Origin of the sequence: Prauserella shujinwangii, from assembly GCF_003001955.1 — a bacterium.
Lineage (GTDB): Bacteria > Actinomycetota > Actinomycetes > Mycobacteriales > Pseudonocardiaceae > Qaidamihabitans > Qaidamihabitans shujinwangii.
In genome coordinates this window covers 167360-189489 of record NZ_PVNH01000014.1, presented here as the reverse complement: position 1 = coordinate 189489, position 22130 = coordinate 167360, and the positions used below count along the sequence as shown (strand labels likewise).

Annotated in this window: 22 protein-coding genes; 9 read left to right on the top strand and 13 right to left on the bottom strand. The window is 73.2% G+C overall.

All coding sequences use genetic code 11. The features are described 5' to 3' along the window. Positions 1–831 precede the first annotated feature (831 nt). Positions 832–1440, bottom strand: coding sequence for a hypothetical protein (locus B0I33_RS28785; protein ID WP_106182338.1), 609 nt, complete (start codon positions 1438–1440; stop codon positions 832–834). A gap of 154 nt (positions 1441–1594) precedes the next feature. Between B0I33_RS28785 and B0I33_RS28780 the strand changes: the two genes are divergently transcribed. Next, positions 1595–2428, top strand: coding sequence for an alpha/beta fold hydrolase (locus tag B0I33_RS28780; protein ID WP_106182336.1), 834 nt, complete (start codon positions 1595–1597; stop codon positions 2426–2428). Here the strand turns inward: B0I33_RS28780 and B0I33_RS28775 are convergent. Next, positions 2425–4185: a chloride channel protein gene (locus B0I33_RS28775; protein ID WP_106182334.1), complete on the bottom strand. Its 1761-nt coding sequence runs from the start codon at positions 4183–4185 to the stop codon at positions 2425–2427. The genes B0I33_RS28780 and B0I33_RS28775 overlap by 4 nt on opposite strands. A gap of 57 nt (positions 4186–4242) precedes the next feature. On the opposite strand from B0I33_RS28775, the gene B0I33_RS28770 reads away from it, so the two are divergent. From B0I33_RS28770 to B0I33_RS30110, 5 genes are all read left to right on the top strand, one after another. Beyond that, positions 4243–4710, top strand: a complete 468-nt coding sequence (locus tag B0I33_RS28770) for a MarR family winged helix-turn-helix transcriptional regulator (RefSeq protein ID WP_106182332.1) — start codon at positions 4243–4245, stop codon at positions 4708–4710. An 85-nt stretch (positions 4711–4795) separates the two neighbouring features. Then, entirely contained in the window at positions 4796–5986 is a 1191-nt protein-coding gene (locus B0I33_RS28765; protein WP_106182331.1) for a YncE family protein, read from the top strand. Between the two features lie 188 nt (positions 5987–6174). Next, positions 6175–7836, top strand: a complete 1662-nt coding sequence (locus tag B0I33_RS28760) for a prenyltransferase/squalene oxidase repeat-containing protein (protein WP_106182329.1) — start codon at positions 6175–6177, stop codon at positions 7834–7836. Further along, entirely contained in the window at positions 7833–9095 is a 1263-nt protein-coding gene (locus tag B0I33_RS28755; protein WP_106182327.1) for a cytochrome P450, read from the top strand. The genes B0I33_RS28760 and B0I33_RS28755 overlap by 4 nt, the downstream gene beginning before the upstream one ends. Continuing rightward, positions 9083–10000: a UbiA prenyltransferase family protein gene (locus B0I33_RS30110; RefSeq protein WP_181193489.1), complete on the top strand. Its 918-nt coding sequence runs from the start codon at positions 9083–9085 to the stop codon at positions 9998–10000. Before B0I33_RS28755 ends, B0I33_RS30110 begins: the two co-directional genes overlap by 13 nt. A gap of 1 nt (position 10001) precedes the next feature. On the opposite strand, the gene B0I33_RS28745 is transcribed toward B0I33_RS30110, so the two are convergent. The 3 genes from B0I33_RS28745 to B0I33_RS28735 all read right to left on the bottom strand — a co-directional run bounded on the left by B0I33_RS28745 (position 10002) and on the right by B0I33_RS28735 (position 12700). Beyond that, positions 10002–10808, bottom strand: a complete 807-nt coding sequence (locus tag B0I33_RS28745) for an SAM-dependent methyltransferase (protein ID WP_106182325.1) — start codon at positions 10806–10808, stop codon at positions 10002–10004. A gap of 275 nt (positions 10809–11083) precedes the next feature. Further along, positions 11084–12106 carry an SDR family oxidoreductase gene (locus B0I33_RS28740; protein ID WP_106182323.1) on the bottom strand — a complete coding sequence of 341 codons (1023 nt, stop codon included), beginning with the start codon at positions 12104–12106 and terminating at the stop codon, positions 11084–11086. 27 nt (positions 12107–12133) lie between these two features. Further along, positions 12134–12700: a DUF4232 domain-containing protein gene (locus tag B0I33_RS28735; protein WP_106182322.1), complete on the bottom strand. Its 567-nt coding sequence runs from the start codon at positions 12698–12700 to the stop codon at positions 12134–12136. Between the two features lie 66 nt (positions 12701–12766). Here B0I33_RS28735 and B0I33_RS28730 point away from each other — a divergent pair, with 66 nt between their 5' ends. After that, complete coding sequence (locus B0I33_RS28730) at positions 12767–14575, top strand: glycoside hydrolase family 15 protein (RefSeq protein WP_106182320.1); 1809 nt, start codon at positions 12767–12769, stop codon at positions 14573–14575. A gap of 45 nt (positions 14576–14620) precedes the next feature. Here B0I33_RS28730 and B0I33_RS28725 read toward each other — a convergent pair whose 3' ends face one another. The 6 genes from B0I33_RS28725 to B0I33_RS28700 are packed head-to-tail and all read right to left on the bottom strand — an operon-like array spanning position 14621 to position 17451. Further along, positions 14621–15259 carry a DUF2238 domain-containing protein gene (locus B0I33_RS28725; RefSeq protein WP_106182318.1) on the bottom strand — a complete coding sequence of 213 codons (639 nt, stop codon included), beginning with the start codon at positions 15257–15259 and terminating at the stop codon, positions 14621–14623. Continuing rightward, the gene (locus B0I33_RS28720; protein ID WP_106182316.1) at positions 15256–15699 is read right to left on the bottom strand and encodes a PPC domain-containing DNA-binding protein; all 444 of its coding nucleotides are present in this window, start codon (positions 15697–15699) and stop codon (positions 15256–15258) included. Before B0I33_RS28720 ends, B0I33_RS28725 begins: the two co-directional genes overlap by 4 nt. Further along, a complete protein-coding gene (locus B0I33_RS28715; protein WP_106182315.1) occupies positions 15696–15986 on the bottom strand; it encodes a DUF3040 domain-containing protein in 291 nt (96 codons plus the stop codon). The genes B0I33_RS28720 and B0I33_RS28715 overlap by 4 nt, the downstream gene beginning before the upstream one ends. Before the next feature lie 17 nt (positions 15987–16003). Then, the gene (locus tag B0I33_RS28710) at positions 16004–16540 is read right to left on the bottom strand and encodes a DUF1360 domain-containing protein (RefSeq protein ID WP_106182313.1); all 537 of its coding nucleotides are present in this window, start codon (positions 16538–16540) and stop codon (positions 16004–16006) included. 33 nt (positions 16541–16573) lie between these two features. Further along, positions 16574–16813 carry a hypothetical protein gene (locus B0I33_RS28705; protein ID WP_245901161.1) on the bottom strand — a complete coding sequence of 80 codons (240 nt, stop codon included), beginning with the start codon at positions 16811–16813 and terminating at the stop codon, positions 16574–16576. Continuing rightward, positions 16810–17451, bottom strand: a complete 642-nt coding sequence (locus B0I33_RS28700) for a copper chaperone PCu(A)C (RefSeq protein WP_106182312.1) — start codon at positions 17449–17451, stop codon at positions 16810–16812. Before B0I33_RS28700 ends, B0I33_RS28705 begins: the two co-directional genes overlap by 4 nt. Positions 17452–17534: 83 nt before the next feature. Between B0I33_RS28700 and qcrA the strand changes: the two genes are divergently transcribed. Further along, on the top strand, positions 17535–18677 hold the full coding sequence (gene qcrA, locus B0I33_RS28695) for a cytochrome bc1 complex Rieske iron-sulfur subunit (RefSeq protein WP_106182310.1): 1143 nt from the start codon (positions 17535–17537) through the stop codon (positions 18675–18677). A gap of 1 nt (position 18678) precedes the next feature. Beyond that, positions 18679–19740 carry an AI-2E family transporter gene (locus tag B0I33_RS28690; RefSeq protein ID WP_106182308.1) on the top strand — a complete coding sequence of 354 codons (1062 nt, stop codon included), beginning with the start codon at positions 18679–18681 and terminating at the stop codon, positions 19738–19740. A gap of 24 nt (positions 19741–19764) precedes the next feature. Here the strand turns inward: B0I33_RS28690 and B0I33_RS28685 are convergent, their stop codons facing one another. Together B0I33_RS28685 and B0I33_RS28680 are read right to left on the bottom strand one after the other, a co-directional pair. Beyond that, positions 19765–20763: a cytochrome d ubiquinol oxidase subunit II gene (locus B0I33_RS28685; RefSeq protein WP_106182306.1), complete on the bottom strand. Its 999-nt coding sequence runs from the start codon at positions 20761–20763 to the stop codon at positions 19765–19767. Beyond that, on the bottom strand, positions 20760–22130 hold the full coding sequence (locus B0I33_RS28680; RefSeq protein ID WP_245901159.1) for a cytochrome ubiquinol oxidase subunit I: 1371 nt from the start codon (positions 22128–22130) through the stop codon (positions 20760–20762). Before B0I33_RS28680 ends, B0I33_RS28685 begins: the two co-directional genes overlap by 4 nt.

The following is a 22130-nucleotide window of genomic DNA, read 5'->3' as shown; positions in this document are numbered from 1 at the left end:
CACCACCCCGGCCGGAGCGACGTTCACCAGCGATCCCGAACCCCTCCACGAACCCCGCACCACCCACCCTCCACACTGAACAGTGAACGCCACATCCCCGCGCCCCACGCGGGCAACGAGCCACCCACCGCACCCACGAAGCCCGGGCAACGTCGGCACCCGGCGCGGAGTCGCGTCGCCGCGCCGAGCACCGGCGCTCGGCGCCCCACCGAACCGGTCCCCCGGACGACCCGAGCCCGGCGACGATCCCGGACGACCGAAACCGCACCGGATTCCGGTGTCGAGCCGCGCCGCGGGAGCCGACACCGCGCACCACACCGCACGGGGCTCGCTCAATGCGACCACAGATCAACGCGACCACGAATCAATGCGGCCACAGATCAGTGCGGCCACGGATCAATGCGGCCACGAAGCTGGACCCGGCCGCGGGAGCCGACACCGCGCACCGCATCGACCCAGACCACCGCACGAGCGCCACGTACCGCGACGAGCGAACCCGCCACCGTGCCGGACACCCGCCCACAACGGACGACCCGCATCGCCCACCCCGGCGAACAGGACCACGGCACCGGCTCCCCGCCCGGCGCCAAGCCGGACGCACCCACCACCCTGCCCGTGCCGGAAACGCGCACCCCTGCGGGGACACCCGCACCGCGACCGGACACGCGTACCCCTGCGAGGACATCCGTACCCCGGCCAGGCACCCACACCACGGCCGGACACCCACACCCCGGCCAGACACGCGTACCCCTGCCAGACACCCACACCCCGGCCAGACACCCGCACCACGGCCGGACACCCGCGTACCCGGCACGGGGAGCCGGGCGCCGTTCACCGCGACGGCGGATCCGGTGCGGGCCGGTCGCGGATCGCGCGGAGGTAGGCGGCTCCGCGCGGGGAGAGCCGGTACCCGACCTCGAGGCTGTGGGTGAGCCCCAGGTTCTTCAGCTTGCGGACGTCGAGCTTGAACGACTGCTTGTCGCGGCCGAGCAGGTCCGCGAGGTCACCCGCCCGGCGCTCCGGGTGGGCCTCGACGACCTCCAGCACCGCGCGGGTCCACGGGCCGTGCCTGCCGGCGCGGTCGAGCCGGGCCAGGCGGCGGGAGATCTCCTCGACCTCCTCGGGGAGCAGGTCGTCGTTCGCGCCGAGGGCGACGCGCGGGTCGGGACCCGCCCAGCGGACCCGGATCCGGTACGTCGGATGGTGCTCGGGGCCGCGCAGCGCCGCGCGGACCGCCGCCGCCGAAGGGGCGCCGGCGAGCACGGCGTCGTCCTCGGTGATCGACGCCGGATCGACCGGCTCCACGGACTCGACCTCGACGACCCCGGCCGGGGTGCGCAGCGTGCTGCCGGGGCGGACGTCCGGCTTCGCCCAGCGCCGGAAGGCGAGCCGGACGGTTCCCTCGGCGACCCCGCGGGCCACCGCGCTCGGCAGGATCACGGCGCCCCACGCTCCCGGCCGTCACCCCGGCATCCAGAAAGGCCGGAGCGCACAGGCGACACCAAGGCAGGACTCACGATCGCAGCCTCCGACGGCTCACCGCTCCTCCTCCCGGTCGTACGCCCCGGCTTCCGCGACCCGCTAGGGTCCGGGCGTGACCGAGTATCTCAGCATTCCCACCGCCGCGGGTACGTTCGACGCCCTCGCCGCGGGCCCCGCCGACGGGCGGCCGGTGCTGCTCCTGCACGGCTTCCCCGAGGCCGCCCTCGAATGGGACCACCAGCTGCGCGCGCTCGGCGCCGAGGGCTACCGCGCCGTCGCCCCGGACCAGCGCGGCTACTCGCCCGACGTCCGGCCCGAACACCCCGCCGACTACGGGATGGACGACCTGGTCGGCGACGTCCTCGCGATCGCCGACGAACTCGGCTGGCACAGGTTCGACCTCGTCGGTCACGACTGGGGCGCCGCCGTCGCCTGGCACACCGCCGAACGCCACCCCGGCAGGCTGCGCACGCTCACCGCCGTCTCCGTCCCGCACCCGGCCGCGCTCGGCTCCGCCATCCGCGACGACCCCGACCAGCAGCTCCGCTCGCAGTACATGCGCGAGTGGCGGCACGACAAGACCACCGAACGGCGGATGCTGGCGGACGGCGCCGAGGCGCTGCGCCGGATGTTCGAGTGGAAGGTGCCCCGCGAGCACGTCGAGGAGTACGTGCGGCGGCTGTCCGAGCCGGGCGCGCTCACGGCGGCCCTGAACTGGTACCGGGCGGGCACGCCCGACCACCGGATCGGCAAGGTCGAGGTGCCGACGCTGTACGTGTGGAGCACCGAGGACGTGGCCGTGGGCTCCACCGCCGCGCTCGACACCGAGAACTGGGTGAGCGGGCCCTACGAGTTCCAGATGATCGAGGACGTCACCCACTGGGTCCCGGAGGAGGTGCCGGAGGCGCTGTCCGCGCTGCTGCTGGACTTCCTCGGCCGCCGCTAGCCCGGATCCAGCGCCGCCAGCACCCGCTGGTGGGTGATCCAGCCGACGAGGTCACCGGCTCGCTCGTCCAGCACCGGCAGGCCGGTCCCCGGCGCCCGGGTGAGGGCGTCGAGCGCCTCGGTGAGCGTCGCGCCGAGCGTCACCTCAGGCGGCAGCTCGGCGAGGTCGGCCACGGTGCGCACGCTCGCCTGCTCGTCGTCGAGCGCCTCGGCGACCGCGCGGGCGGTGACGCACCCGTGGTACGCCCCGTCGCCGCCGACCACCGGCAGGATCCCGTGGCCGGACAAAGCGAGCGCGTGCGCCGCCTCGGCCAGCCCTGTGCCCTCGGCGAGCGGGCGCGGCAGCGGCTCGGCCACGTCGGCGACCGTGCGGCCACCGAACGGGCGCCGCCGGTCCAGCTCGACGCCGCGGCGGCGCAGCTTCGCCGTGTAGATGGTGTCCCGGGACAGTCCCCTGCTCACCAGCGTCGCGATGACGATGGCGGTCATCAGCGGCAGGATGATCGAGTACTCGCCGGTCAGTTCGAACAGGACGATCACGGCCGTGATGGGAGCGCGCGCGGCCCCGGCGAACGCGGCGCCCATGCCGATGAGCCCGTACACGCCCGCCGCCGCCGTCATCCCGGGCAGCCAGCCGTGCACCAGCAGCCCGAACGCCGCCCCGCTCGTCGCGCCGAGGAACAGGGACGGTGCGAAGACACCGCCGGATCCGCCGATGCCGATCGTCAGGCTCGTGGCGAGCAGCTTGCCCGCGAGCAGGACGAGCAGGAAACCGGCGACGTACTCGCCACGCACCGCGTGCTGCAGCACGGGGTAGCCCACGCCGTACAGCTCGGGCAGCGCCAGCAGCACCCCGCCGAGTACGAGCCCGCCCACGGCGGGCCGCAGCCACTCCGGCCAGCGCCACACCCGGTCGCACCCGTCCTCCACGAGGTACAGCACGCGGGTGAACAGGACGCCGACCGCGCCCACCACCACGCCCAGAGCCATGAACAGCAGGTACTCCACGGGGCTGGCCAGCGAGAACCGCGGCAGGTCCAGGAGCTGTTCGTTGCCGAGGACGGCGCGGCCCACGACGCTCGCGGTGACGCTGGCCAGCACCACCGCACCGAACGACTCGGCGGCGAAACTGCGCAGGATCAGCTCGATCGCGAAGAACGGGCCGGTGAGCGGGGCGTTGAACGTCGCCGCGATACCGCCCGCGGCTCCGCACGCGACCAGCACCCGCAACCGGGACTCGGGCAGCCGCGCCGCCTGGCCGAGGCTCGACCCCAGTGCCGAGCCGATCTGCACGATCGGGCCCTCCCTGCCCACCGAGCCACCGGAACCGAGGCACAGTGCCGAGGCGACCGCCTTGACCACGCTGACCCGCCCGGGGATCCGGCCGCCGCGCTCGGCGACCGCGTACATCACCTCGGGAACGCCGTGCCCGCGGGCCTCCGGCGCGAAGCGGTACACCAGCGGGCCGTAGAGCAGGCCCGCGAGCGCGGGCGCGAACACGACGAACGAGGGGCCCAGCCACGGCAGCCACGGATGCTCCGCCCCGGGCGCCGCGGCGTAGTCGGCGTGCCCGGACAGCAGGTAGGTGACCGAGTCCACCAGCCAGCGGAAGGCGATCGCGCCGAGCCCGGCGCCCGCGCCAATCGCGAGGGCGAGCGCGACCAGGCCGCTCGTGCGCTCGCGCAGCCAGCGGCCGAACGGCCCGCGGACGGGAACGGGAAGGACCCGGGCACCTCGGGAACCGGCCACAGTCACCATTGCATTGTGCAACACTTGCTCAGGGCACGAAAATCGGCCGTGCGGTAGAACGGAGCCATGTCCGATGACGTCGACACGATCACCGACGCGGTGCTCACCGCGTCCCGGCTGCTCGTGGCCGTGTCCGCGCGATCGATCAGCGCGATCGACGAGTCGATCACGTTGCCGCAGTTCCGGCTGCTGGTGGTGCTCGAGAGCCGGGGCCCGCTCAAACTCGCCGCGATCGCGGACCAGCTCGGGGTGAACCCGTCGACGGCGACCCGGATGGTCGACCGCCTGGTCGCCGCGGGCATGGTGAGCCGGACGGCGAATCCGGCCTCCCGCCGGGAACTGGTGGTCGCCCTGACCGAGGAGGGCGCCGCGGTGGTCGCGGGCGTCACCGAGCGCAGGCGGTCCGAGATCACGCGGATCGTCGAGCGGATGCCCGCTTCGGAGCGGCAGGGACTGGTGCGTGCGCTGACGGCGTTCGCCGAGGCGGGCGACGAACCCGCGTACACCGGGCGGCGCGAGCCGCTCTGGGTCTAGCGCCCCGGTCGGCCCCTTGCGCGGACGGAACCGAGCCGCCACACTACGCGAATCCTATTCATATCTACTTCGGGGTAGGTTCGCGATGACACGTCGCCGTGCTCGGTTCACCGCTCTGGCCGCCGCCGTACTGGCCGTGGCCGCTCCCGCTCCCGTCGCGACGGCGGCGCAGGCACAGCCCGAACGGGACGTGATGTTCGTCGGCAACAACTGGGAGGGCACCGTCGACCTGGTCGACGCGGACACGTTCGAGCGGTACCAGCGCATCGACGTGGTTCCCGACCTGTCCCGCCGCAAGGCCGAGATGACCCCGGACCGGCTGCTCGCGATGCTGGTCATCCGGCAGACCGCGGGCGAGGGCCACGACCAGCTCGTGGACGACATCATGGTCTCGCCCGACGGCCGCACGATGTACGTCTCCCGGCCCAGCCTCGGCGACGTGTCCGCCTTCGACATCGCCACCGGCGAGCAGCGGTGGCACACGAGGGTCGACGGCTACCGCTCCGACCACATGGCGATCTCCCCCGACGGCCGCTCCCTGGTCGTGTCGGCGACCACGGCCAACGTCGTCAACCGGATCGACACCGCCACCGGCGAGATCACGGGCAGCTTCCCGACCGGCGACTTCCCGCACGAGAACCGGTACTCACCCGACGGCGAGACCATCTACAACGCCACCATCGGCCGCGTCGTGGCCCCCGACGCACCGCTGCTCGACGCCGCGAAGGGCAAGCGCGTGCTCACCATCGCCGACGCCGACACGCTCGAGGTGCGCAAGGTCATCGACTTCGGCGTGGGCATCCGGCCGTTCGTCGTCCTGCCGGACCAGCGCACGATGTACGCGCAGCTGTCCTTCCACAACGGATTCATCGAGTACGACCTCGCGGCGGAACGCACCACCCGCACCGTGCACCTGCCGCTGTCCGAGGAGGCGAAACGGATGCGCCGCGAGGACTACCCGCTGGACTCCGCGCACCACGGGCTGACCCTCAACCGCGCGGGAGACAAGCTCTGCGACGCGGGCACGATCTCGGACTACGCCGCGATCGTGTCGGTGCCCGCGCTCACCGTCGACGCGATCGTCCCGACCGGGAAGAAGCCGTACTGGGCGGCGGCGAGCCCGGACGGTGAGCACTGCTTCCTGTCCAACAGCGACAGTGACGACATCTCGGTGGTCTCGTTCGACAACCCCCGTGAGGTCGCCCGGATCCCCGTCGGAGACCACCCGCAGCGGGTCAGGGGCTACCCGGTGCCCACCGAGGTGCTGGCAGGCTGACCGGGGACCCGTCGCCGAACCGGGTGCCGCCCGACCACCCCGCGACCGGGGCCGGGCGGCACTGCTCCGAACGAAGCACATCGGTGTGACACTCGCGCCCGCGATGCTACGTTGAGTTCCCGCCCGGTTACGCCCGGCGCATCCGGCGCGGACAACTGAACCCGCCTGCAGTCGAGGGGTGTGCCCGCATGAACTCGTGCGAATCGTGGCCGCAGTGGGCGAGCGAGGGAAACGGAGGGAGCCGGGCGGCGACGTTGATCGCCGAGATGCGCACCGATCCCACCGGCAGCTTCGCACCCTCCTGCTACGAGACGGGGCGGGTGGTGACCCTCGCCCCGTCCGCACCGGGACACCCGGAACGCGTGCGGTTCCTGCTGGCCGGCCAGCGCGCCGACGGCACGTGGGGCGGGCCGGACGGCTACGCGCTGGTGCCGACGCTGTCCGCCACCGAGGCGATGCTCACCACACTGCGCCTGGGAACCGGCGACGGCATCGGCTCCACGCGGGTCGCCCGAGCGGCCGGCGCAGGGCTGCGGGCGCTCACCCGCCTGCTGTCCGGGCGCCCGGCGCTGCCGGACACGGTCGCCGTGGAGCTCATCGTGCCCGCGCTCGTCGGCGACCTCAACGCGCAGCTGGCCACGCTCGACCGGGCACCGCTGCCCGGCCTGGACTCCTGGCGCGGCCACCGCCTGCCCGTGCCCGGCGGGGCGAACGAGGACCTGCTGGCCCGGCTGCGCGCCGCGGTCCGGCACGGGGAACCGGTGCCGCACAAGCTGTGGCACTCGCTGGAGGTGGTCGGGGAGGCGGCGCGCGGCGCGCCCTCCGTCGAGCCGGTCGCGGGTGGCGGGGTCGGCTGCTCCCCCGCCGCGACGGCCGCCTGGCTGGACGAGCGCGCGCTGCGCACGCCCGGCCATCCGGGACTCCGGTACCTCCGCACCGCGCAGGCCGCCGACGGCGGGATGCCGGTCGCCGCTCCCCTCGCGCTGTTCGAGCGGTCCTGGGTACTGTCCACATTGGCCGATGCGGGCATCCGGTTCCCCGTGCCCGCGGATCTCGTCGCCTCGATGCACGCCGAGTTCGGCGAGCACGGCGCGGCGGGCGGGCACGGCCTGCCGCCCGATGTCGACGACACGGCCACCGCGCTGTACGCGCTGACGCTGCTGCACAGCCCCCGCTCGGCGGAGTGCCTGTGGGAGTACGACACGGGCGACCACTTCCGGTGTTTCCCGGCCGAACGCACCCCGTCCACCAGCGCCAACGCGCACGTGCTGCAGGCCGTCGGCGCGCTGCTCGGCACGCGGGCCGCACTGCCCGGCCGCGGCCGGTACGAGGCGGCGGCCCGCCGGGTGACCGCCTGGCTGCGCGAGCACCAGCACCCCGACGGCAGCTGGACCGACAAGTGGCACGCGTCGCCGTACTACGCCACCGCGTGCTGCGCCACGGCCCTCGCCGCCTACGGTGGCGCGGCCGGGGCCGGAGCCGTTCACGCCGCCGTGGACTGGGTGCTCGGCACGCAGCGAGCCGACGGCTCCTGGGGACACTGGGAGGGCACGAGCGAGGAGACCGCCTACGCGATCCGGACCCTCCTGCGCACGGGCGCCGCCCGCCCCGGTGGGGCGGTGGAGCGGGCCGCCGCGCTCGGCGGCGCGTACCTGCTCGCCCAGGGCGACCGCACGGACTTTCCCGCCCTGTGGCACGACAAGGACCTCTACACCCCGGTCCGGATCGTGCGCACGGAGGTGCTCGCCGCACTGCACCTGGTGTCCGCCAGGCCCGGCGTGGCCGCCCTCACGGCGGCGCACGCCGCCGGGGCGAGCCTGCGGCGGCCGGACCGGATCGGCGCCCGGTGAACACCACCGAGCTGCGGCACGCCCTGCGGACGCTGCCGTTCCTCGACGCGTGCGCGCGGGCGCCGGGCGAGTACGTCGAGCTGTCCGGCCCGCCGTCGCCGAAGCTGCTGGTGTGGCAGCCGGACGCGGTCGACTGGATCTTCCGGTCCGACCAGGCGCTCGGGCATCCCGGCAGCCGGTCGCTGATCCCGCTGCTGGGCCGCAGCTCGCTGCTGTGGGGCGACGGCGAGCGGCACGCCGCCTACCGCCGCGTGCTCGGGCCTCCGCTGCGGGGCCGCAAGCTGAGCCGCTACCACGACGTGATCGCCTCGACCGTGCACGACGCGATCGACGCGCTGCGCCCCGGCACCGTGCTGCCGCTGTCCGCGTGGACCCGCGGGGTCGCGCTGCGGATCATCGGCCGGATCATCCTCGGCCCCGGCGAGAACGGCGCCCACACCGTGGACGCCGTCCTGGCCCGGTTCGCGGCCTGGATCGAACGGGCGCTCGGCTCGCGGAGCCGGACGCTGGCGTACCGGTTCCTCCGGGGCAGGCTGCCCCCGTCCGGACCCGAGCTGGACCGGCTGTTCACCACCACCGCCAGGGCCGCGGCCCGCGCGCATCCGCACACCCTCGCCGGCCTGCTCCTCGACGACGCCGGGCCGCTGGCCGGAATGAGGGACGCCGAACTGCGTGACCAGGTGGCCTCACTGCTGTTCGCCGGGCACGAGACCACGGCCTCGGCGACGGCGTGGGCGGTGTACTGGCTGGACCGCGAGCCCGCCGTGCGCCACGACGTGCTCGCCGAACTGGCCGCCACCAGCGACGACGGTGCGGACAGCACCCGCGTGCCGCTGCTGCACGCCGTGCTGCAGGAGTCCCTGCGGATCACCCCGCCGGTCCCCGCCGCGGGCAACCGGGTGCTGCGGGAGGACACCGAGCTGCTCGGCCGCACCCTGCCCGCGGGCACGACGCTGGCACCGAGCATCTACCTCGCCCACCGGCGGCCGGAACGTTTCCCCTCCCCTGCCCGGTTCGACCCCGGCCGGTTCCTCGGCGGCCGCGTCGAGGCCCGGCACTACTTCCCGTTCGGCGGCGGCGACCGGCACTGCCTCGGCAGCCAGCTCAGCCAGCTGGAGGCCCGCATGATCGTGGCCGCGCTGCTGCGGCGGCGCACGCTGCGCTGCGCCGACCCCGGCGCGGGGGTGCCCCAGCTGCGCGGGCACGCGATGGCGCCGGCGTCCCGGCTGCGGATGGTGGTGACCGCGTGCCACGACTGAGCGGTGCCGTGCGCTGGCGGGACGTCGTGGTGCTGCACCGCCTGCAGTTCCCGCTGCCCGTCACCTACGTCTGCTACGCCGCGTGGGGCGCGGCCTACGCCCTCGGATCTCCCGCCGGGCTCGCCGGATCCGCCACGGTCCTGGCCGTCGCGGCCAACCTGCTGTTCATCGTGGGCGCGCTCGCCCTGAACAACGTGGCCGACCTGGGCATCGACTCCCGGCACGCGGAGAAGGGCTACCTCGCGCGCGCGACGCGGCGGCTGGGCACCGACCGCGCACTGCGCTGGGCCGTGACCGAGCTGGCCACGGGTCTCGCGCTGTGCCTGGTGCTCTGGTTCACGACCGGGCGGTGGGTGGTGGCGGCGCTGGCGGTGGCCATCGTGGTCCTGACCCTCGGGTACAACGTCGAGCCCGTCCGGTTGAAGCGCCGGGGTGTCGCGGGCCCGCTGGTGTTCGGCACCTCCCTGGTCGGGTTGCCGTTCCTGCTGTCGTACACCGCCGTGGGGGCGGATGTCGCGGCGTGGACGTGGCTGGTGTTCGCCGGGGTCACGGTGCTCACGGCGGGCCGCACGGTGTGGTGGTCGGTGCCCGACCGGGCGGCCGACACGGCTGACGGCGTGGCCACACCGTCGGCCCGCTACGGCGTGCCCGGGACGCTCGTGCTGGCGTGCCTGGTCCTGTTCACCGGGCTGGTCGTGCTCGCCGGGGGGCTGTGGTGGCGCTACGGCGCGCTCGGGGCGTTCGCGGGTGTCGCCGCCCACGCCGCGTTCCTCGGCGGGGTGGCGGCGCTGCTGCGGGCGGCCAGGGCGGGCCGCCTGCCCACCGCGTCCCGGTTGCACCGCCGGGGCCTGCCGTTCGTGGTGGTCGGGGAGGTGCTGCTGCTCGTGGTGCCGCTGGCCGCGTAGGTCAGGGCTTGCGGCCGACGCCGGCGTGTACCTGGGCCAGTTCGGGGTTGCGGCCCATGTCGAACTCGGACGTCGGCCGCCAGAGGGTCACCGGCACGATGCCGGGCGGGACGAGCTCGAGCCCGGCGAAGAACCGCGCCACCTCGTTCGGTTCACGCAGGGTCACGGTCGGCGGCTCGCCGAACAGCTGCGTGAACATGCCGAGTCCCGCGGTGAGCTGGTCGCTCTCGCCGAAATGGGAGATCGCGAGGTAGCTGCCCGAGCACAGCGGTTCGAGGTACGCGGCGACCAGCGCGCCGGGATCGGCCGACTCCGGTACGTGCACGAGCGTGTCGATCAACAGCACGGCGACCGGTTCAGCCAGGTCGAGCAGCCGTTGCGTGTCCGCGGCGCCGAGCACCTGATCCGGCTCGCGGATGTCGGCGTGCACGAACGCGGCGCCGTCGGTGCCGTCGAGCAGTGCCCTGCCCTCGGCGACGATCGCGGGATCGAGGTCGGTGTAGACGACGCGGCACGCGGGATCGGCCTCCTGAGCGACCTCGTGCACGTGCCGCTCGGCGGGAATGCCGGAGCCGAGTTCGAGGAACTGCCGCACGCCCTGGTCGACGAGGAAGCGCACGAGCCGCTCCGTCCAGGCCCGCTGCGCCCGGACCAGGTACGGCAGATGCGGCGCGCAGACGGCGATGTGCTCGGCGAACTCCCGGTCGGCGTCGGAATGGTGGCTGCCCGCCATCCAGTAGTCACGCATCCGGGCGATACTCGGCTCGGTGGAACCCTCTTGACCTGCGGTTCCGACGGGGAGAACCACTGTGAGTACGCCTCCTCAGGTCACGACCAGGCAACCGAGCACGGTCGTCAGCCGTACAGGCACCGGAGTCTAACGCTCCGGACACGGCCGGTGGCCGCCCGGCTCAGGGGGACATTCTGCCCCGAGACGTCACCGCAGGGAAGGACGTCGTGGCCCCTCGCGGCCCCCGTCCGACGGAGATCACACGTGTCATGAGTGGCCCGTTACGGACGAAGTTCGTCCGTAACGGGCCACTCATGCCAGCGCACGAGGCCGCGGGAAGACCTCGCGGGGGCTCAGCGGGAGTTGCGGCCGCGGGCGGCGGCGAGCCCGCCACCGGCCGCGGCGGCCGCGGTCACCGCCGCGGCGGCGAGGGTGCCGTGGTGGTGCGAGAACCACAGCTGCGGGCTGCGCTTCTTCGCCTGCTCGTCGAACCGGCCGTGGGCGCCGAAGTCGGAGTCGTCGTCGACCGGCTCCCACAGGTTGACCGGCCGGTCCGGGTCCTCCTCCCGCTCCGTCTGCTGCGAGTCGTAGCCGGTGCGGCCGAGGTACCGGTCGAGCAGGCCGGGTGCGAGCTTGTTGGCGATCAGCGTCGCGACCGTGCTGAAGCCCACCCAGTACTCGCGGCGCCGGGGGTGGTCGGCGGCGTAGACGATGCCGCGCGCCGCGATCTCCGGCTCGTAGATGGGCGGGACCGGCTGCGCCTTGTACCGCATCCGCGACACCGCCCAGTCGAACTGCGGTGTGTTCAGCCCGGGCAGCTGCACCATCGTCACGTTGACGCCGCTGCCGTCGTGCAGCAGCTCGCAGCGCAGCGACTCGGTGAAGCCCTGGATCGCGTGCTTGGCCCCGCAGTACGCCGACTGCAGCGGCACCCCGCGGTAGGCCAGGGCCGAGCCGATCTGCACGATCGTGCCCCGGTCCCTCGGCTGCATGAGCTCGAGCGCGGCCTTGGTGCCGTGCACGAAACCGTGGTAGGTGACGTCGGTGACCTGGCGGAACTCCTCCGGCTTGAGCTTCGTGAACGGGCCGAACGCGGTGGCGAAGGCGCCGTTGATCCACACGTCCACCGGGCCCAGCTCCTCCTCGGCCCGCCGGGCCGCCGCCCGCACCGCGGCGAAGTCGCTGACGTCGACCGGGATCGGCAGGGCCCGGCCACCCGCCTGCTCGACCTCCTGGGCGGCCTTGCGCAGGCCCTCCTCGCCCCGCGCCAGCAGGGCCACCCGGTCTCCCCGCGCGCCCAGCAGGCGGGCGGTGGCGCGGCCGACGCCCGCGCTCGCACCGGTGACCACGACGGTCTTCCTGGCGTTACGTCCCATGATGTGTCCGGCTCCTCTCGGCGGGTCCTATCCCGGAACCTCGTGGTACTCGGTGACCGCGAAGCGCCCGTACTGGCAGACCGCACCGGCGGGCCAGTCGACGCGGAAGGTGGCCGTGCCGTCCGGCGGGGTCACCAGCAACGCCTCGGGCGCGGGCTGGCAGGCCTCGGCCCCGGGTTCGCCCGGCGCGGCGGCGGTGCTCCAGCGCAGCTCCTGCGCGGCGCGGTCGCCGGGGTCGAGCACGGTGGGCCGGGGCTCGTTCCCCACCCGGTGCAGCACGGTCGGCAGCAGCCCGCCATCCGGTCCGACGAGCTGCAGGTCGCCGTAGCCCTCCAGGTGGCACGCCGCGACACCGGTGTTGACCACGCGCAGCGTCGCCCTGCGCTCGGCCGCCGCGCCGTCGACGCCGGTGACCCCGGTCACCCGTCCGTCGAGGATCGCGGCGTTGCACTCCGGCAGCTGGTCGTCGAACGGCGGCAACGGTTCACCGGCGGGGTCCGCCGTCCTCGGCGAGACGGTGCCGCACCCGGTGAGCGCCAGTGCCGCCGTACCCGCCAGCAACGCGGCCGCTCCGCGCGGGACGCTCGGTTTCATGCCAGGCGGGTACCCCGATCTCCCGGCTACGATTCCTGACCGGCCCGGAACAGACCAAGGAGGAGGATGTCCCGCCCCCTGGAGCACTACGCACTGCTGGGCGACACGCGCACGGCCGCGCTCGTCGCCACCGACGGGTCCATCGACTGGCTGTGCCTGCCCCGCTTCGACTCCGGAGCGTGCTTCGCGGCCCTGCTCGGCGACCACCGGCACGGCCGCTGGACCCTGGCGCCGCGCGGCCGGTTCCGCGCCGTGGGCCGCGCCTACCGCGAGGACACCCTCGTGCTGGAGACGCGGCTGGCCTGCGCCGAGGGCGAGGTGCGCATCACCGACTGCATGCCGATCCGGGGCGACTACGCCGACCTGGTGCGCCGCGTGGAGGGCGTGCGCGGCCGCGTGCCGATGCGCACCGAGTTCGCGCCGCGGTTCGACTACGGCAGCATCGTGCCCTGGATCCGGGCGGAGGGCCGTCGCACGCACGCCCTGGCCGGTCCCGACCACCTCATGCTCGACTCCGACATCACGCTGGAGACCACGCACGGGGGCGCGGCCGCCGAGTTCAGCGTCGCCGAGGGGCAGCGCGTCGACTTCCGGCTGGCGTGGATCGCGCCGGGGCAGCGGTCGCCGGAACGGCTCGACGTCGACGAGCGCATCGAGCACACCACGCGCTGGTGGCGGCGGTGGGCGGGCCGCTGCGGTTTCACCGGCCGCTACCGGGACGCCGTGGTGCGCTCGCTCATCACGTTGAAGGCACTGACGTACGCACCGAGCGGCGGGATCATCGCGGCCCCCACCACCTCACTGCCCGAGCACCTCGGCGGCGTGCGCAACTGGGACTACCGCTTCTGCTGGATCCGCGACGCGACGATGACGCTGATGGCGTTGCTCGCCGCGGGCTACACCGAGGAGGCGCGGGCGTGGCGCGAGTGGCTGCTGCGCGCGGTGGCGGGCAGTCCCGCGCAGATGCAGATCATGTACGGCGTCGACGGCGAGCGCAGGCTGCCGGAGCTGGAGCTGGACTGGCTGCCGGGCTACGCGGGATCCGCCCCGGTGCGGGTCGGCAACGAGGCCGCCGCCCAGTTCCAGCTCGACGTGTACGGCGAGCTGATGGACGCGCTGCACCAGGCGCGCGCGCACGGCATCCCGCCCGACCCCGACGCGTGGCGGGTGCAGCGGACGCTCATGGACTTCCTGGAGTCCGGGTGGAGCAAGCCGGACAACGGCATCTGGGAGATGCGCGGTCCCCGGCGGCACTTCACGCACTCGAAAGTGATGGCGTGGGCCGCGGTCGACCGCGCCGTCAAGGCCGTCGAGGACTTCGGGCTGGACGGGCCCGTGGACCGGTGGAAACGGCTGCGGCGCGAGATCTTCGACGAGGTGTGCGAGCGCGGCTACGATCCCGACCGCGGCACGTTCACGCAGTACTACGGCTCGCGCTCGCTGGACGCGGCGCTGCTGATGATGCCCAACGTCGGGTTCCTGCCCGCCGGTGACGAGCGCGTGCGGGGCACGGTGCTGGCGATCGAGAAGGAGCTCTGCCAGGACGGGCTGGTGCGGCGGTACACCATGGACGCCGAGAGCGAGCGGATCGACGGCCTGCCGCCCGGCGAAGGGGTGTTCCTGCCGTGCAGCTTCTGGCTCGCCGACAACTACCTGCTGCGCGGGGAGACCGAACGCGGCCGGGAGCTGTTCGAGCGGCTGCTGTCGCTGCGCAACGACGTGGGCCTGCTGGCCGAGCAGTACGCGCCCGACGAGGGCAGGCTGATCGGCAACTTCCCGCAGGCGCTGTCCCACATCCCGCTGGTGGACACCGCGCTCACCCTGGCACAGCCGCACGGCCCCGCCGAGCAACGCGCTCAGGCGGGGCGGGAGTGAAGGCCGCTCCCGCCCCGGCCGAGCCCGCCGCTGTCCATTCCGGACTCAGGAGAGCGGCAGCAGCTCGCGGTCATGCCGCGGACGCAGGAACAGCAGCGTGGTGGTGAGGCCGGCGAGCGCCATCGTCATGTCCCACTGGCTGTCCAGCGGATCGCCCTGGGTGGCCAGGTAGCTCTCGCCCGCCTCGCCGGTGACGGACGCCGCGGCGGTCTCCACGATCTCGAACCCGGCGCTCACCCCGAGCGCGCCGAGCACGGTGACGACGAGCAGCCACCGGCCCGCCCGCAACGGCGTGTGCCGGATCAGCAGCTCCCGGATGACCACCGCGGCCACGAGTCCCTGCACGAGATGCCCCGCCCGGTCGTAGTGGTTGCGCGACCAGCCGAACCAGGTCTGCGCCCACTCCCCGAGCGGCACGTGCGCGTAGGTGTAGTGCGCGCCGAGCAGGATCATCAGCGCGCCCAGCGTCAGGACCCGGTACGCGACCGGGGTGAGCGGGAACCGGCGGTAGGTGAGGACGAGCAGCGGGACCGCGAACAGCACGGGCGCGGCCTCCAGCAGCCACACCGCGTGGTCCCGGGGGCGGACGCCGGAGACGGCCGTCGCCGTCAGCACGGTCCCGAGCAGCACCAGCGGCTCACGGGACCGGGTCTCGCGCAGCGCCCCGGCGGGCGCCCGGGTCACGAGCCGGGGAGCTCGATCAACGCCAGCCCCGAGCGCTCGTCGTAGCGACGGGTCAGCTCGGCGGGCGACTCCGTCACCATCACCTCGAGCGTGGGCCGCACCGTCGCGCTCAGCAGGTGCCCGCCCCGCGTCGTGCCGTCGCGGCGGCCGACCACCACGTGGGCGTGGATCTGGTGCCCGTCACCGCCGCCGACGATGTCCCCGGCCATGGTCAGCACCTCGACCTGCTCGTCGACCGGGATCTCCAGGTAGCGGCGCTCGTCCAGGTCGTAGAAACCGAGCGTCACCGCCTGGAACGCGCCGATCGCGGTGAACGCCGCGGTGCCCAGGTCCTGTTCCGCCGCGAACGCGGTGAGCTCGTCGAGCACCGAGTCACCGGTGTCCAGCACGACCGCGTGCGTGCGGGGCCGTTCGCCGCCGAGCCGCGTGCTCCGCGTCATTCGAACTCCGGATGGGACCGCCGCGCGTTCGACCGGCTGGACACGTGCAGGCACGCCGCCGTCGCCAGGACCAGCGCACCGACGAAGATCAGCCCGAAGTTGAGGGTGATCGCGCCCATCACGATGAGGAACGCGGCCAGCGCGTCCAGCCCGTAGTGCAGCAACCCGCCGTGGCCGCGGCCCCGGGGTGGCCGCCCGTCGCCGAGCGATCTCGCCAGCTGCGGATCGTCGCTGTGGAACCACTGTTCGATGCGTTCGAGTTCCTGCCGTTCGTGGTGACTCATCATGGCGCCGGTTCCCTGCCTCACTGGTCTCGAGCCTCGCGCGCGGTGCGCTGGAGCAGCTGCTTGCTCCCGTCGTAGCCGATCTGCATCAGGTCCGAGGCGGCCACCGCGGTGAGCATGGTGGCCACCACCCGGGTCGCCCTCGGCGCGGCCACGAACCCCGCGGTCAGCGCGGTCGCGGTCCACACGCCGAGGCAGAACGGGCAGGTCAGCATCTCCCCGACCGCGTGCTGCGCGCCGCGCCCGCGCACCGACTCGTTCAGCTCCGCCATCCCGGCGGGCTCCTCGTACCGCGCGAAGGGCGCCCGCAGCGGGCTGGTCACCGCGTCCTTCGTCAACAGCCTGCTGGCCTTGTGCGTCGCCACCGACAGCAGGACCGTGTCGCCCGCGCTGAACCGCTCCGGCAGCCGCACGCCGAGCGCGCGCCCGCCCGCGGTGAGCGCTCCCGCCACGGCGGCGTACGTGCCGAGCACGACGGTGTACCCGCGCAGCGGCCGGTTGGCGCCTCCGGAGTACCGCTCGCGGATGCGCCGGAAGGTCTTCTGCAGCCCGCCCATGCTGTCCGGCTACCCCTGCCGGGGCCGCGCAAACTACCGCCGGCCGCGGAGCAGCCTCGCCAGCCGCAGCGGGAACAGGCCCAGCGGGGCGCGGCGGCCGAGCGCGCCCCCGTCCTCGCGGTCGAAGGCGGTGGCGTACCGGCTCGCCTCGGCCGCGGACGGGTAGGTCTTGCTGCCGCCCACCGCACAGCCCCGCTCGCACGTCCAGGTCATCGTCGGTCCCTCGGCCCGGAACCGGTAGCGGTGCCCGAACACGGCACAGCGCGCGCTCACGGCGTGCCCTCCGGCTCCGGGCTGTCCGGCACCTCGGTCGGCTCCGTCGTCGCTGTTTCCGTGGTCTCCGTCGGTGTCTCGGTCACCACGCCCGGCTCGCAGCCCTTCGGCGGGGCCTCGAAGCTCTCCTCGGGCGGCACGACAGCGTCGACGGTCAGCTCACCCGCCTTCTCGAACGTGAACACCAGCGGGATGGTCGTGCCCTCCCGGACTTCCTCCTCGAGCCCGAACAGCTCGAGGTGGTAGGCGGTGCCCGGCCCGCCCTCGGGTGGTTCGGGCACCGTGCCGTTCGGGTGCACCGGAAGGAAGGCGGCGGGCTCGGCGCTGCCGTCGCAGTCGGCGTCCCACTTGATCCGCACCTCGGTCGCCTTGCTTGTCTCCACGCTGCGCAGCTCGTCCGGCACGTCGGCGTTGTTGTAGAGGGTGAAGAAGACGATGGCGTCCTCGCCGGGGTGGTAGGCGCTGCCCTTGGGCGGCTCGACGTAGGCGTTCAGCACCTCCATCGTGTGGGCACTCGCGTTGGCGCCGACCGGCCCGGACTCCAGCCGCTTCTGCGGGTTTCCGCACGCCAGCGAGCCGATCAGCACCGCGGCGAGCCCGGTGGCGAGCATCGTTCGGCGGCCGTGGTTTCGAATCATGGCGAGTGGCTACCCCGGCACCGGCGAGGTCATCCGTCGCGCGCGAGATCGGCACGGGTGAGGCACGGACGCAGGGAGGGCCGATGGGCGATGCCAACCACGCCACCGACCGCGACCGGCGCGCGGAGCTGCTGCGTCAGGGCGCCGAGCAGGACGGGGTCGAGATCGAGGAGTACGAACCTCGGTTCACCCCCGGGAGCAGGCAGGAGAACCGGTCGCGCCGGCTCGTGGTGACCCTGTGGCTGCTCTGCGCGGTGTTCTCGCTCGTCGCCGTCGGCATCTTCGTGTTCTGGCCGTGGCGCTACGTCTTCCCCGGCGAGGAGGGCCACTTCCACTACTCGCTCTACACCCCGCTGCTCGGCCTCTTCCTGGGCCTCGCCGTCGCCTGTGTGGCCGCGGCGCTCATCCTGCATGTCAAGCTGCTCCTGCCGAAGGAAACCGCCGTCCAGGAACGGAAGCTGCCCGGCCCGTCCAGCGAGGAGGACCGGGCCACCATGACGGCGATGGTCCTGGACACCGCGCAGCAGGTCGGGATCGGGTCCAGCAGGCAGGTCGGCAGGCGCTCGGCGGTCGGCAAGGCGATGGGTCTCGGCGCCGGTGTGCTCGGCACGAGCGTCGGCGTGATCGGCGTGGCGGGGTTCATCGAGAACCCGTGGGACGCGCAGGGCCCTCGCGCCGACCGGCTGGAGACCCTGTGGCACACCGGGTGGTACCCGCACGACGGCGAGAAGGTCTACCTGCGGGTCGAGACCACCGACCCGGAGGAGGTCGTGCTGGTGCGGCCCGCCGACATCGCGCCCGGCGGGCTGCTCGCGGTGTTCCCGTTCCGGGAGTCCGACCGGGGCAACCCGAGGAAGCTGCGGGCGGCGCTGAACCAGGCCGACAACCCCGCCACGCTGTACCGCTTCCGGCCGGAGGACGACATCGAGTACCGCCCGGACCGAGCGGGCATGAACTGGGGCGACTACTACGCCTTCTCCCGCGTGTGCACGCACGTCGGCTGCGCGGTCAACCTGTTCGAGGATCAGACCAACCGCGCGTACTGCCCCTGCCACCAGTCGCAGTTCGACCTCAACCGGCACGCGAAACCGATCTTCGGCCCCGCTGCCCGGCCACTGCCCCAGCTGCCGATCGACGTCGACGACGAGGGCTTCTTCTACGCGCTGGGCGACTTCACCGGACCGGTGGGCCCCAGCTTCTGGGAGCTCCCCGCCGCGGAGTCCTGACGTGCGCCAGCCACATCCCGAGTCCAACCCGGTGCGCCTCACCAGGTCGACGCTGCGCACGGCCGCGATCGTCTCCGGTCAGTTCCTGCTGCTGTTCCTCGCCCTGTGGGCACTGCACAGCCTGATCAAGTATCTGAGCCTGGTCCTCATCCCGGTCACCGTGGCGCTGCTGCTGACCGCGCTGATGGAGCCGATGGTCGGCTGGCTGCACCGGCACCGCTGGCCCCGGGGGCTCGCGGTGGTGGCGACGCTCCTGGCCGGGATCGCGGTCGTGGGCGGGATGGTCACGTTCGTGGTGTTCGCGATCCTCGGCAGTATCGACGAGCTGCGCCGCAGCGTGGCGCAGAGCGTCGAGCAGGTGCAGGAATGGTTGCGCAACACCCCGCTGAACCTGGGCGGCGACCTGCTGCAGCGAGCGCAGAACTGGCTGCAGGGCAACCAGGGCCCGATCGCCTCCCAGGCGCTCGGCGCCGTGAGCACGGTCGGCGAGTTCGTCACCGGGCTGGTGCTCGCGCTGGTGCTGCTGGTGATGTTCCTCTACGACGGGCCACGGATGTGGCGGTTCCTGCTCGTGCCGTGGCGCGCCCGCACCCGGGACATCATCGACGACGCGGGCCGCGGCGCCTACCGCAGCGTCGTGCTGTACGTGCGGGTGACCGCGCTCATCGCGCTCATCGACGCGGTCGGCATCGGCATCGGGCTCGCCGCCGTCGGGGTGCCGCTCACGGTCCCGCTGGCCGCCGTGGTGTTCCTCGGCGCGTTCGTGCCGTACGTGGGCGCGCTCGTGTCCGGGTTCCTGGTGGTCGCGGTGACACTGGTCAGCAACGGCCTGGTCGCCGCGCTGATCATCCTCGGTGTCGTGCTCGCCGTCCAGCAGCTGGAGGGGCAGGTGCTGCAGCCGTTGCTGCAGGGCAACTTCATCAAGCTGCACCCCGCGGTGGTCCTGGTGGTGCTGACCATCGGCGCCATCGAGGGCGGGATCGTCGGCGTGCTGCTCGCGGTGCCCGCCACCACCGCGCTGCGGGCGATCGTGGTCGCCGTGGCCAAACACGCTCGTGAGTGAGAAACGTTGTTCTCACCGCGTTTCTCACTCACGAGCCGGGCGCTGGAAAAGCACGAACAGCCACACCAGTGAGGGCACGAGCAGCACCGCGCCGACGGCAGAGACACCGAGCGTGACGGCGAGCACCTCGGGGCGGGCGGAGACGTCGTCGATCGCGGTGTCCGGCGGCAGCAGCAGCGGGTACTGCGCCACCGCCCACGCCCACAGCAACGCACCCACCGCCACGGCGGCCGGCACCCTGGCCACCGCGAAGTGCCCTCGGGCCAGCAGGGCCAGCGACACCAGCCCCGCCACCGCGGACAGCACCACCACCGGCAGCGCCACCGTGGTCAGGCCGCTGAACAGGAACGGCGCGTCGTACCGCAGCACGACGATCCCGCCCAGCGCCACGGCACCCGCCGCGAAGCCGCTGCCGAGTGCCCGCCTGCGGAACGCGCCGGTCAGTTCCACGGAGCCCGCGCGCCGGGCGTCCGCGCAGAGGAACACCGCGGCGAGGTAGGCGGACACGACGACCGCCAGCACCCCGGCCAGCGCCGACGTCGGGTTCCACCAGCTGGTCACCAGATCGCCCTCGGCCAGCCCGCGCGGCACCCGGCCGGAGGCGATGCCGCCCGCCACCGTGCCGAGGAAGAACGGGGTGAGCACGGAGGACCCCGCGAACGCGGCGCCGTAGAGCCTGCGGTGTCCCAGCTGTGTGCTCGCCTTGCGGAAGGCGAACGACGCGCCGCGCGCGATGATCCCCAGCGCCGCGAGGGTCAGCGGGATGTACATCGTGGACGACACGGAGGCGAACACGGCGGGGAAACCCGTCCAGCACAGCACGATGACGAAGATGAGCCAGACGTGGTTGGCCTCCCACACCGGACCGATCGAGTCCTCGATCAGCTCCCGTTGCCTCGCGCCGCGCCGGGCGCCGCCCGCCACCAGATCCCAGACGCCGGCGCCGAAGTCGGCCCCGCCGAGCACGACGTAGGCGGTGAGCGCCACCCACATGAGCCCGATCAGCCAGTCGGCGAGCGTCATGGTTCACCTCGCTCGGTGTCACCGGTCTCGGCCTCCTGCGGCGCCAGCGGCAGCGGTGCCTTCGCGAGCCTGCGCAGGACAGCCACTGTGGCCACGGTCAGCAGCACGTACACCCCGGTCACCACGGCGAGCCCGGCCACGAGGCCGGGCACCGGGGTCACGGCGTCCTCGACCCGCATGACACCCCAGACGATCCACGGCTGCCTGCCCACCTCGGTGGTCACCCAGCCTGCCTCCAGCGCGAGCACCGACGCGAGCCCGGAGAAGGCGGCGCACCGGTAGAACCAGCGCGACTCCGGCAGCCGCTTGCGCCGCCACCGCACGATCAGCGCCCACGCACCGAGTGCCAGCAGGGCGAAGCCCATGGCGACCATGATCTGGAACGCCCAGTGCACGATGTTGACCGGTGGCCGCTGGTCGGGCGGCACCTCCGCGAGCCCGAGGACGGTCGCGTTCGGATCCCAGTGCGCCAGCAGCGAGAGCAGGTTGGGGATCTCCAGCGCGTAGTGCATCTCGCCGTCGGAGTAGAAGCCGCCGATCCGCAGCGGCACCCCCTGCGACGTCTCGTAGAGCCCCTCGATGGCGGCCAGCTTCACCGGCTGGTTGGTGGCGAGGAAGTGCGCGGCCCAGTCCCCCACCCCGATCTGCACGGGCGTCAGCACGGCGGCGACGGTGAACGGGATGGCGAAACCGAGCCGGTGGTAGCGGTCGTTCCGGCCACGCAGGATGGCGACCGCGTAGACACTCGCCATACCGAACCCGGCGACCAGGAACGCCGCGAGGATCATGTGGACGGTCTGCGGTGGAGTGGCCGGGTTGAACATGGCCGCCCACGGCTCGACCTCCGTGACAATGCCGTTCTCCAGGTCGAAGCCCCGCGGCTGGTTCATCCACGCGTTCGCGCACACCACGAAGAACGCCGAGGCGACCCCGGCCACGCACACGGGGATCCCGGTCAGCAGGTGGGTCTTCGGCGGCAGCCGGTCCCAGGCGTAGAGGTAGATGCCGAGGAAGATCGCCTCGATGAAGAACGCGAACCCCTCCAGGGTGAACGGCAGCCCGATCACCTGGCCGTAGGTCTCCATCAGGCCGGGCCACAGCACACCCATCTCGAAGCTGAGGATGGTGCCGGACACGGCGCCGACCGCGAACAGCACGCCCATCGCCTTGGCCCACCGGTGCGCGAGCAGCCGGTAGGTCTCGTCGCCCGTGCGCAGCGCGCGCCACTCGGCGAAGACCGTGATGGCGGGCATGCCGACGCCGAAGCAGGCGATGATGATGTGCCAGCCGAGCGACAGCGCCATCTGTGTGCGTGCCGCCATCAGGTTCGCCGGGGTGGTGACCTCGGCGAGCACCGGCCACGACAC

Coding starts and splice junctions, on each gene's coding strand:
- B0I33_RS28775 (WP_106182334.1), bottom strand. CDS start 4,185: ATGGTGACTGTGGCCGGTTCCCGAGGTGCCCGGGTCCTTCCCGTTCCC.
- B0I33_RS28685 (WP_106182306.1), bottom strand. CDS start 20,763: ATGACGCTCGCCGACTGGCTGATCGGGCTCATGTGGGTGGCGCTCACC.
- qcrA (WP_106182310.1), top strand. CDS start 17,535: ATGGGCGATGCCAACCACGCCACCGACCGCGACCGGCGCGCGGAGCTG.
- B0I33_RS28710 (WP_106182313.1), bottom strand. CDS start 16,540: ATGGGCGGGCTGCAGAAGACCTTCCGGCGCATCCGCGAGCGGTACTCC.
- B0I33_RS28765 (WP_106182331.1), top strand. CDS start 4,796: ATGACACGTCGCCGTGCTCGGTTCACCGCTCTGGCCGCCGCCGTACTG.
- B0I33_RS28760 (WP_106182329.1), top strand. CDS start 6,175: ATGAACTCGTGCGAATCGTGGCCGCAGTGGGCGAGCGAGGGAAACGGA.
- B0I33_RS28770 (WP_106182332.1), top strand. CDS start 4,243: ATGTCCGATGACGTCGACACGATCACCGACGCGGTGCTCACCGCGTCC.
- B0I33_RS28730 (WP_106182320.1), top strand. CDS start 12,767: ATGTCCCGCCCCCTGGAGCACTACGCACTGCTGGGCGACACGCGCACG.
- B0I33_RS28740 (WP_106182323.1), bottom strand. CDS start 12,106: ATGGGACGTAACGCCAGGAAGACCGTCGTGGTCACCGGTGCGAGCGCG.
- B0I33_RS28735 (WP_106182322.1), bottom strand. CDS start 12,700: ATGAAACCGAGCGTCCCGCGCGGAGCGGCCGCGTTGCTGGCGGGTACG.
- B0I33_RS28700 (WP_106182312.1), bottom strand. CDS start 17,451: ATGATTCGAAACCACGGCCGCCGAACGATGCTCGCCACCGGGCTCGCC.
- B0I33_RS28720 (WP_106182316.1), bottom strand. CDS start 15,699: ATGACGCGGAGCACGCGGCTCGGCGGCGAACGGCCCCGCACGCACGCG.
- B0I33_RS28715 (WP_106182315.1), bottom strand. CDS start 15,986: ATGATGAGTCACCACGAACGGCAGGAACTCGAACGCATCGAACAGTGG.